Below are 2,344 nucleotides of genomic sequence, written 5' to 3' on the forward strand. Positions count from 1 at the left end.
GCATTGGCTCACCGTCATCCGGCGTTTCATAAACCATGTAGTCGCGATAGGAGCTGACAAAATCGGGGTCGTAATGGCGCAGCCAGCGCGGTTCGTGCTCCGATAGTTGCTGATAGATTTGATCGGCGATATCGTTCGGCGAGGCTGCGGCGCGTCGCTTGGAAGTATTCTTGTTGGCAATGGCTTTTTCTTCTTTCTGCCGCGTTGCTTCGAAGAACTCCCGCAGATAAGCGTAAAGCGCATCGATCATGGTCTTGCGCTCGGCCCTGGATTTGATGCCGATAAGTTGCAGCACCGCGTCATCGAGTTCGCGCCTGTCCGGCATTTCAAGCTCAGACACATCAGACAGTGATTCCAGCGCCGCTTCTTTGCTGCCCCTTCGGTAGGCCATTTCGCGCATGCGGCGTTCTGAGAGGAATTGCAGGGCTTTCCGCTTTTTCAGTTCATTGAAGGCTTTTGCAACACGCGTAAGCGCTTTTGAGTCTGCATCTCGGGGGTCCGGCACCAACATAAGGTTTACATCCACAACCATTGTGCTCCAATTGCCTTCATTACCCATGCTGCGACCAAACTGGAATGAGGACAGCATTACCAGAGTAGCGTTGAGCAAACCGCCCCAGAGGAATGGATCATCCATGGCATCGGGCGGGTATATTTCGTAGAGTCGACAATTTGCGATCAGATGGCTCGGATTGGCAGGAGCGATATGCCGATATTGCTTTTCCTTGGGCCAGAGTACAGGGGCGCGGCGATGGTCGGTCAGGTCGTACCATTCGCGGTCGTCCGTGATGCGCGCGGCGCAGGTTTCCGACTTGTGGATGTTCTGCTTCTCCCCCCCATTCGAGGTACTTGAGCGCATAAGTCCCCTTGAGCGCGGACTTCTTTTTGTTCACCAACAAGATCATCCGTGCGCAGTCTTCCGGCGCGACGGTGAAGCCGTCGATCTCCATCAAACTATGTACTTCCGGTTCCAGATATTTTGATTCCAGCGGACGAATCTCGCCGCGTTCCTCACCACATAGAACGAGCTTCACGCGGCCTAACTCGATGTCTTTACGCGGCACGCCATACTCGCGCTCGAAGCCGGCGGCATCGGCGATTCTTGTCAGGCAGTCAGCGCTGCAATCCCTTGGGAAGAAGAATGAATCCTTGCCGCTTTTTACGCCAAAGCGAATTTCAGCTAATGCACCTAATGGCGCGAAGCGCCCGCCGTATTTTTCCAGAAGATCGAACCAAAGATCGGGGGCGCGCAAATAAACGCCCCATTTGCCGCCGTAATATTCGCCGGTTTGCGTTGCTGCCTTGTCTTTGCTGTCGTCTGGAGTTGTGCCTTTGATGATCGCACCGAGCTTCACGCCCTCGCGCCACAAGTCGGCTTGGGGAACCAACCGGGCGCGATAACGCTGGTTACTCACGTTTTCGGTGAGCGCAAGAACTTCATCGCGGAAACTATCGGCCGCATTCATCGCCCCGACCGTGGTGCCGTCGTGGGCAAGGATCTCCCGCATGGGACGGCGCAATTGCACGAAACGCACCACGTTTTCCATGCGCTTCTTTTCGTCGCGTTGTTTACGCAAAATAGTTACTGCGGTTGCGACGCGCGCGCCGATGAACCACGGCTCGTCGATGCTTTCAAAAACGGCGGCGATCTCGAAATTCGCCAGTAGCCAGCCTTGTAAGCGGAAGCCATATTCAACGTCCAGCCATTGACTCGAAGTCAGAAAGCAAAGCCAGCCATCGTCCTTCAACATGCTGGCAGCATGCGGCCAGAAATAGCAGTGCAGGTCGCTGCGCCCGGAAAGCTCGCCGCCGTCTTCTTTTTTTATTAGCCACTGGTAGAACTCCTTGGTAGCACGGGGCGGCCTGGCGTCTCTCGCCGACTTTGCCTTTGCCTTGGGAATGTCCTCCTGGCGCACATAAGGCGGATTGGCGATCATTGCATCGAGTTGCGGAATTTCCACGGCGCGCTGCTGCGCGGGACCGAGCCCCGCTGCTTTGATCGGTCGAGGCAAGCTGAGAAAGGTCTTGTGCGGATCGACATCGAAGAAATCGGAGCGGGCGATCTGCGGATAATTTTCTTCCGCGATCAGTTCACGGGTCGCAAGATTGATCGTCGTCAGTTGGGTTGCGAACGGCGAGACGTCCACGCCGTACAGATCGGATAACAACTGCGCGTGCCGCCGGCCGTGCGCCAGTTCGCGCTTGCGCGCATAGGCACGCACGAGGAAAGTACCGCCGCCGCATGCGGGATCCATGACTTTTTCCTCGCCGGTACGGATGGCAAAGCTGTTGATGAGATCGACCACCTCTACGCGGGTATAAAATTGACCGTGCTTTTTCCGCT

Annotated in this window: 2 protein-coding genes; both read right to left on the reverse strand. The window is 56.0% G+C overall.

Going from position 1 to position 2,344, the window contains the following annotated elements:
• On the reverse strand, positions 1 to 637 hold a 637-nt coding region (locus tag H0V78_13815; protein ID MBA2352813.1), incomplete at its 3' end, for an SAM-dependent methyltransferase.
• On the reverse strand, positions 630 to 2,344 hold a 1,715-nt coding region (locus H0V78_13820; GenBank protein MBA2352814.1), incomplete at its 5' end, for an N-6 DNA methylase. The genes H0V78_13820 and H0V78_13815, both read right to left, overlap by 8 nt.

This window comes from Burkholderiales bacterium (assembly GCA_013695435.1).
Taxonomy (GTDB): domain Bacteria; phylum Pseudomonadota; class Gammaproteobacteria; order Burkholderiales; family JACMKV01; genus JACMKV01.